8 protein-coding genes and 1 pseudogene are annotated in these 7,529 nt (G+C 56.7%); 3 read left to right on the top strand and 6 right to left on the bottom strand.

The genetic code is table 11. The features are described from left to right. Window positions 1-157: 157 nt before the first annotated feature. On the top strand, window positions 158-1,189 hold the full coding sequence (locus ACH2EH_RS25475; protein WP_395146233.1) for a hypothetical protein: 1,032 nt from the start codon (window positions 158-160) through the stop codon (window positions 1,187-1,189). Here the strand turns inward: ACH2EH_RS25475 and ACH2EH_RS25480 are convergent. Further along, entirely contained in the window at window positions 1,186-2,286 is a 1,101-nt protein-coding gene (locus ACH2EH_RS25480; RefSeq protein ID WP_395146234.1) for a HEAT repeat domain-containing protein, read from the bottom strand. The genes ACH2EH_RS25475 and ACH2EH_RS25480 overlap by 4 nt on opposite strands. A gap of 73 nt (window positions 2,287-2,359) precedes the next feature. Further along, on the bottom strand, window positions 2,360-3,061 hold the full coding sequence (locus ACH2EH_RS25485) for a polysaccharide deacetylase family protein (RefSeq protein ID WP_395146235.1): 702 nt from the start codon (window positions 3,059-3,061) through the stop codon (window positions 2,360-2,362). 218 nt (window positions 3,062-3,279) lie between these two features. Between ACH2EH_RS25485 and ACH2EH_RS25490 the strand changes: the two genes are divergently transcribed. Beyond that, entirely contained in the window at window positions 3,280-4,323 is a 1,044-nt protein-coding gene (locus tag ACH2EH_RS25490; protein WP_395146236.1) for an NADH:flavin oxidoreductase, read from the top strand. Next, window positions 4,320-5,159: an EamA family transporter RarD gene (rarD, locus tag ACH2EH_RS25495; protein WP_395146237.1), complete on the top strand. Its 840-nt coding sequence runs from the start codon at window positions 4,320-4,322 to the stop codon at window positions 5,157-5,159. The genes ACH2EH_RS25490 and rarD overlap by 4 nt, the downstream gene beginning before the upstream one ends. Window positions 5,160-5,194: 35 nt before the next feature. On the opposite strand, the gene ACH2EH_RS25500 is transcribed toward rarD, so the two are convergent. The 4 genes and pseudogenes from ACH2EH_RS25500 to ACH2EH_RS25515 all read right to left on the bottom strand — a co-directional run. Continuing rightward, window positions 5,195-5,344: a hypothetical protein gene (locus ACH2EH_RS25500; protein WP_395146238.1), complete on the bottom strand. Its 150-nt coding sequence runs from the start codon at window positions 5,342-5,344 to the stop codon at window positions 5,195-5,197. A 43-nt stretch (window positions 5,345-5,387) separates the two neighbouring features. Beyond that, window positions 5,388-5,861, bottom strand: coding sequence for a hypothetical protein (locus ACH2EH_RS25505; protein ID WP_395146239.1), 474 nt, complete (start codon window positions 5,859-5,861; stop codon window positions 5,388-5,390). Continuing rightward, window positions 5,858-6,892 (bottom strand): hypothetical protein, encoded by a 1,035-nt coding sequence (locus ACH2EH_RS25510; RefSeq protein ID WP_395146240.1) that lies wholly within the window; start codon window positions 6,890-6,892, stop codon window positions 5,858-5,860. Before ACH2EH_RS25510 ends, ACH2EH_RS25505 begins: the two co-directional genes overlap by 4 nt. A gap of 51 nt (window positions 6,893-6,943) precedes the next feature. After that, a pseudogene (locus ACH2EH_RS25515) lies at window positions 6,944-7,529 on the bottom strand (hypothetical protein); the annotation flags it as partial.

A 7,529-nucleotide genomic window follows, 5' to 3' on the forward strand; every position in this document is an offset into this window, starting at 1 on the left:
GCCGACATGATCCTCAAAGAGGGGGCTGAGAAAGTGACGCTCTCTCCCGTGAAGATCGGAACCATCATCAAGGGCGATAAAGAGGACGAAGAAGACGGCAGCAGCACGCTCACTCTTTAATGACCGCCCACACGAACGTGGGCGGTAAAATGCCTCTATGAAAACACTCACCGGGCAGGGATTTGGGACAGGCTACGTGATGGGGCGTGCGGCCAAGCTCACCCTGGAGAGCGGGCGGGCGACCCTGGAGGAAAGCCTGCTGATCCAGCTTGATCGCTGGCGTCGGCGCGAAGATGTCCCGATGGGCCTGATCCTCGTCGCGGAAGATCCGGCCGTGGCGCTCCTACTCCCTCTCCCCGAAGGTGCAGCGCTCAATGGGGTCGTCAGTGAGCACCTCCCCAGCCGCCCACCAAATCTACCCGAGGGTGTTGTCCTGCTGGCTGGGGTCGAGGAGGCACTGCTGGCAATCGGCGAGGGAGAGCTGCTCCTGCTAGAGCCTGAGCGTGGCCGAGTGACCGTGGAGCCCAGCGCGATGGAAGTAGCACGTCTCCAGGCCAAACACCAGCCCCGCATCCTTTTAGATGAACAAAACTTCCCCGCCTTCACCACGGAAGGACTCAAGATCACGGTCTGGGGAGAGGCGACCAACCTGGAAGAAGCACAAGCGGCGATGACAGCGGGCGCGGATGGGCTGCTCCTGACGGGCAGCCCCTGGGATGAAGACGCACTCTGGGCGGCGCAAGCGCTTGTGGGAGGCGGTGATCTGGCACTCGCACTAGCCTTCGAGGAGCTGGATCCCGAGTGGGTTGTTCGGCTGGCAGCACGCTCCACACTGCGCTGGTGCCTCGATCCGGCCACACTCCCTCTGCCCGTGGAGACACTCCGCACGGAGCTGACCGAGCTTATCATCGAGCTAGAGGAGGAGAATCAGCGTGCAGCCCTGCCGCGTCTTGCTTCGCTGGGTGCGAATCTCCCGGGATTTGACACGCTGGTTGCCCTCTCGGGTGACTTTCCAGCCCCGGATCCGGAGATTCTTCCCTGGAAGCAGCCCGCGCTCTACATTCGTGTGGAGTCGGTATTTGGACAGCTTCTCGGGCTGGAGGAGGCTCTGGAGCACGGTGCGACGGGAGTGATCGTGGCTCCGGATGCCGTGGAAAAAGTTAAAATAAAAATCCGTGAGTGGGGCTAAGCGGCTTTGCGCTGCTCGCGCCAGAGCCGATCAAGCGCCTCTTGCGCTGCGGTGGCTGCCCAGCCTGTCGCGGTGCGTAGATGTGCTCTGAGGGCGGTCTCAGCCAGAGTCCCCATGTCACTCAGTGCCTCAACGACGGCGTGGCGCACCAGTGGCTCGGGCTCTCCGAGAAGCGGCAAAAGGGCACGCACTGCCTCCTTGCCGCCAAACTGCTTGACCGCCTCAATAGCAACCAGCCGCACTTCCAGGTCACTGTCTTGCAACGCGGGAAGTACCAGAGAGCGCCCGGCAGGATCCCCCAGCTTCCCCAGTGCCAAAATCGCAGCACGGCGAATATCCACGGAGCTCGCGCAGAGCAAGGGGGTGAGCGCGAAGACAGCCCGACTGTCCCCTACTTCGCCCAGTGCCCAAGCCGCCGCAGCGCGTACTAGCTCCAGCTCATCTTGAAGGCAGCCAGTCAGTGCTTCCACTGCCGACCGATCTGCGATCTGTCCCAGCGCGGTCACTAAGGCCCAGCGTACTTGCCCTTCTCCATCTTGCAGCCCTGCAATCAGCCCCTCAACGGCTTGGAGTGCTCGTAGCTCGCCCAGTGCTGCCGCAGCACGCCAGCGTGTCTCGGAATCCGTATCTTGCAGACACTCCATCAGCACAGGGGCAGCTCCCAGTACCCGCAGCATCCCCAGTGCTTCGACAGCGGCACGCCGACGGGTTACCTGCTTGCTTTGCGCCGCCACGATCAGTGTGGGATAGGCTTCTTTCTCTGCCACCCGGAGCCCCGAAAGCGCTGCCTGACGCACTAGGTCATTTTTGTGAGTCAGCGCCCCCAACAGCTCCTCGGTCGAAAAAGCCCCCATGTGCCCCAGCGCCTCAGCCGCCGCGCGGCGCATACGAAAATCCGTAGCCCCCAGGTTGTGGATCAGGCGCAGGACAAGCGCAGGTTCCTGGATCTCCCCCAGAAGCTCAGCCGATTGAACGCGTGTCTGCCAATCTGCCGAGCCAAGCTGGGTGAGAAGAGCCTCCACTCCCGGCTCAAGTGAGGCAACGATAGCCTTTTTTTTCTTGGGCTGCGGTAGCTCCTTCAGGATTGCTTCGTTCATTCCTCTTGATTATAGGTATTTAGCCAGAGTAGCTGGAGAGGTTTGTGAAGGTGAAAGGCATGCTTGTCCGGGGCTATTTTAGCGCCGCCAGTGCCTCCGCCCAGCGGCGGTGGGTGGAGTAGCGGTTGATCCCGAGGCAGTGCGGGGATTTCTCGGCAAACCCGAAGTCCTCCGTGAGCCCCAGGGTGTAGCCCGCTGCCTGCGCCGCTTGCGCCACGCGAGAGTCCCACTTGCCCGACGGATAGGTCACGTGGCGCGGGGGAGAGCCAAGGTGCTTGGTCATCGAGGCGCGGGAGAGCGTGAATTCCTTGGCGAGCTTAGTGTCCGAAAAAGTACGCAAGTCCGGCGGGTGCGAGTGCGTCTGGCTGACAACCGTCGCGCCGCTCTGGGCCATCGTTTTCAGCTTCGCCCAGTCGGCATGCGCTTTTCCCGTTCGGACTCCCACAAATGCTGTGTGCGCCGAGACCACAAACGGCCAGCCACGCTTCTGTAGTTCAGGAAAGGCGAAGTCAAAAATCCCCTGCGTGTTGTCGTCGAAGCAGAGCACGACGGCTCTTTGTGGGGGAGGCTGTAGCCCGGTGGTCAGCCAGCGTTCGATCCGAGGCAAGTCCACGGGCAGCGCCTTCGCCTTCTCCAGCGCCGTGAGCTGCGCCACAAACTCGGCAATCGTTGTGTCGAACCAGACCAGCTTGTCACTTTGGACAATATCGTGCCAGACAAGAAACAACGTGTGGGGCGCACGGCGGGCTTGAGGATGTATGGGAGGCAAACTCATAAGACGATTTTACCCTAACCGCCCCGATGGATCGCCCCCATAGACGGGGGCGTCTTATTGACCTCGTTCCTCGGACATAAAGGCCCTCCGGGCCATAAGAATTTCCCATGGGCGGCACGCCCTTCGTGTCGGAGCCTGTGACGACAAAAAGACGCCCCGGTTCATCGGGGCGGTTCCACGGGGCGATCCATCGGGACGATTAGGGTAAACTCCTTTCCGTGAACACTCCCCTCTTCTCCCCATTGCCGCTCGGCAATGGCTTTCCGGCGCTTCCCAATCGCATTGTGATGGGGCCGATGACTCTCAATCAAGCGACGGACGACGGCCATATTACGCAATGGATCATAGATTGGTACGAGCGGCGCGCGGCAGGGGGCACCGGGACACTGATCGGGGCGGCGGTCTTTGTCTCCCAGGGCGGACGTGGCTGGGCCAACGCGGTCGGGATCGCCGATGATTCGTACACGGAAGGCTGGGCACGCTGCGTCGAGGTCGCCCACGCACACGGCGCACTCTTTGGCACGCAGCTCTTCCACGGTGGCGCGGCCAGTACCAACAAACTTTTAGGTCAGCAGCCGGTTTCTGCTTCGGACTGGACACGCGAGGGCTTCGACCCCGCACGAGCACTGTTAGGCGACGAGATCGAGCAGATTATCGCAGACTTTGCCGCAGGCGCACGGCGCTCCGTCGAGGCGGGCTGCGATTTTGTGGAGCTGCACGGAGCCCACGGCTATCTTCTCCATCAGTTCTGGCGGCAGGATGTCAACCAGCGCACCGACAAGTGGGGCGACCCGCTGGCGTTTCCGGTGGCCATCACGCAGGCCGTTCGCGCGGCGATTGGCCCGAAGATTCCCCTGCTCTACCGCTTCTCCCTCCACGCCGACGATCCCACGGCCCCGAACTTCCCCGTCACGCCCGAGAGCCTGCGCGGCTTTCTCCAAGCGCTCGAAGCCGCCGGGGTAGATGCCTGGGATATCTCCTGCTGGCGTGAGTCCCGGCGCGGCTATTTTGGCACGGAGACACTTCTTTCCAACTGGGTGCGGCAGTTCTCAAACAAGCCCCGCATCGTCGCGGGCAATATCATGACGCCGAAAGAGGCCACGGACTACATTAACACTGGCCACGCGGAAGCCGTCGCACTGGCGCGAGCGCTGATCGTGGATGCCCAGTGGGCCAATAAAGCTAGGCGCGGCGAGCTGCCTCGGCCCGTTTTAGACGACTCCTGGCGGGTGATCAACCAGGGCACGGACCCCGGCGCATGACCGGCATTCAGTCCGGGATTCTGGCGTTTGTTCTCTGGGGAATGGTGCCGCTGTTCTGGAAGCAGCTCAGCACGCATAACTCCTGGGAGCTCGTGGCACACCGGGCGGCGTGGTCGTTTCCACTGCTTCTAGGTGTGGTGCTCTCGCAGCGGCGTGGACGAGAATTTCTGGCCGCACTCCGTAAGCCCAAGCTCTGGGGCACGACACTTCTGCTCAGTGCCAACTGGCTGCTCTACATCTGGCTCACTACCAACGGGCGGTTTGTGGAGGCGAGCCTCGGGTACTTTATCGTCCCGCTCCTCAACACCCTGCTCGGAGTCGCCTTTTTAGGGGAGAAACTTCGGCCTCTGCAAAAACTCTCGATTGTGCTGGCGGGCATTGCGCTCCTCTTCCCGCTCCTGGGCGACCTGCGCGTCTTCCCTTGGGCGGCGCTGCTCATCGCATTTCTCTGGAGCTTCTACGGCTTTGTGCGTAAAAGTATCGGGGTGGAGGGCACGGTCGCACTGGCGGCGGAGACAGCGGTGGCGTTTCCGTTTGCACTAGGCTTTCTGCTCTGGCGACACGCAGCGCTGGGCAGCCCCCGCGAAGCGCTCTTGCTTATCGGAACCGGCCCGGTTACCGTCGCGCCACTCCTGCTCTTTGGCCACGCCGTCACACGAGTCCCCCTCAGTACGCTGGGTCTGCTTCAGTATCTAGGGCCCACCATCACGTTTATCATGGGCCAGCTTATCGCCCCAGAGCCCATCCCCTGGCACCGCGCCGCACTTTTAGGAACCGTCTGGCTTGCGATTATCGTCTATATCTTCGACAGTATCAAGAACCGCTCGGTAAAATAACGAGATCGTGAAACTGACCGATCCGCTCGTCGCTGTCAGAGAACCTGCTCACCCTCAAGCGCGACGATGGCGCGGTTCGCACTCTCCAAATCGCCGACGGCTCCTCGGCGCTCTTTGAGAAGCTCACGCCCGGTCGCAAAGTCCACCTGCACCTCATCAAAGGCGAAGCCAACAAAGATGGCCACCGCACCACCGATAAGTCCACCAACGCCCGGTAAGGTTTCTCTCTTAGAATCGCATGCCTACCATAAATGCAGAAACGGGGCTGGTTCTTTTGGGCATTAAATTGGCGCTAGCTTCAATGAAAAAGCTCCCCTTACCACTACCGATAAAGACTTTCCCCCCAAGCCCCTGCGACTTCTTCGGAGAGAAGACTCCCTCATTGCTTGCATAGTTGCCAATCCCAAGACCAAACCAGCCTATGGGTAGCTCATGCCGGAGAGATAGCCCCGTGCCCCATGCGTTCTCGGAGAAAATATCCCCGAAGGAATCGCCGTAGAGACTCAGGCGGTTGGCCTGTTGATCCACCCCGATATCGTAGGAGAACCCCAGGCTGGCCAGGCTAGGGTTCCCGGAATCCGCCATCCCCATCCTGATCCTCAAGGGATGGCTCTGAGGGCGAATAGAAACTGACTGGGCAGAGGCGGAGGCCGCGATCAGGAAGATCGTCGAGATAACCGCCGTTCGTATATTTTTTTTCATCTCAAGTCCTGTCTTGTGACAGTATGTGAAAATTTAAGGATATCCGTACATGTATCGGAGCCAGATTTTTGCAATCTTGCTTGTATAATATCTGATATAATACTCTTCAACACTTTATTAATCGCAGTATCTTGCATAACAGGACGATTAACATCAACAGATTTTCCACTTTTAGTATTATTCTTAAGCCATGTGCAATCAACATATACATTTGTCCTACATGGTTTAGTACCATCAACAGTCGGTGCAGGACCACAAAGTTCAGCAGCACTTCGAAGGTCTTCCATCATAGACGATGCATAGGTCGTTGCATTTGAAGAACCGATTCTAGCAGAAGCTTCAGCTCCCCAAGCTTTTGCCATAGCACTAGCTACATACGCGTCTCTAATACAGGGCTTAGCCAGACCAGACGTATCAGGAGCAACGAGGGTGGTATCGCTAGCATTCTTGGGATACTTAAAATAAATATCTGCGGCGGTTAACTTCGCCACAAGATAACTCACTTGTGAGGAATATGATCCTTTATATGACCCCCCACCTGTCCCGCCACTTACTAAGGAAGCTCCAATATCAACTGCATCTATTTCACCCACAATGTCAATGATCTTGCCACTCGAACTTTTTTTCTTACCTTTAACAGTACCTTTAATATTTGCAGTTTTACCATTACTCTCGTAAGAAGTAATATCTGCAATCACATTACTTAGTTTTTCTTTTACAGAACGCGATACACTATCATCATATGTAACATAATTACCATTTTCATACAGCACTTCGTCTGGTTCAAATATCCCGACACCATTAATTGGGCTAACAGCAATTGCCACTCTGCCTCCATCTTTTAACTTACCAGATATAAACGTGCTTGTCGCTGTGGATGAGATGTAACCTTCAGAACGATTATCATCCGTACCATCTGCCGTCCAAATAATCGATCCTAAATTGAGTTTGCCGCCTGAACCACATCCGTACAACGCAAGTATCATTCCACCGACAAGTACCGAGACTATTACCCCTATTTTCTTTTTCATTTTCTTACCTCCATTTAGCTTTCATAAACTTCCACGACAACTATTTATCCACTATACGGGTTTTATCGTAATTTTAACTTCGCCAGTACTGTTATTGGTGACAACTTGCACCGTCGCTATCATCACCAGTTTCGCAATTTCATCACCGGCTTCTCCAAGTGCCTTTTCGAAAGTTTTACTATAGCGCTTCGTCTCCGCCCCAGCAGTAATTACAATATTAGCAGTTTCAGGCGATGCACCCTCGAAATAATTGACACCAATTTTATAAACACCATCTGCCAGCCCGACACGAGGCTTGTAGTGTTCAGTGCCAAATGGTTCAGTAGAATCAAAATCTAGATCTCCAGAAGTTCCGTTAAGATTATCATAATAGACATGAGTTCCATTTGGTTCAATAACATGTAAATCCATGTCAGGTTGTGCCCCCCATCGCAATTCAACAAGGAACGTAGCTTTAGGGACGAGACGTAGACGTGTTGTCCTGTCCTGTCCGAAATATTTTGTTACTTCATTTAATTTGATGCGATTCGGGCCACGGCGAGTTTCGGTATTACCTTTACACTCACCTGTATCGATTCCTCCGTCTTTAAGGCATCCAGCTTTACCATTCGACTGAATAATGGTTATTACTTGTGAG

Source organism: Armatimonas sp., assembly GCF_043760365.1.
Lineage (GTDB): Bacteria > Armatimonadota > Armatimonadia > Armatimonadales > Armatimonadaceae > Armatimonas.

Bases quoted from the DNA above. Each gene is read 5' to 3' on its own strand.
- ACH2EH_RS25485 (WP_395146235.1), bottom strand. From the start codon at position 3,061: ATGAGTTTGCCTCCCATACATCCTCAAGCCCGCCGTGCGCCCCACACG.
- ACH2EH_RS25475 (WP_395146233.1), top strand. From the start codon at position 158: ATGAAAACACTCACCGGGCAGGGATTTGGGACAGGCTACGTGATGGGG.
- rarD (WP_395146237.1), top strand. From the start codon at position 4,320: ATGACCGGCATTCAGTCCGGGATTCTGGCGTTTGTTCTCTGGGGAATG.
- ACH2EH_RS25505 (WP_395146239.1), bottom strand. From the start codon at position 5,861: ATGAAAAAAAATATACGAACGGCGGTTATCTCGACGATCTTCCTGATC.
- ACH2EH_RS25480 (WP_395146234.1), bottom strand. From the start codon at position 2,286: ATGAACGAAGCAATCCTGAAGGAGCTACCGCAGCCCAAGAAAAAAAAG.
- ACH2EH_RS25510 (WP_395146240.1), bottom strand. From the start codon at position 6,892: ATGAAAAAGAAAATAGGGGTAATAGTCTCGGTACTTGTCGGTGGAATG.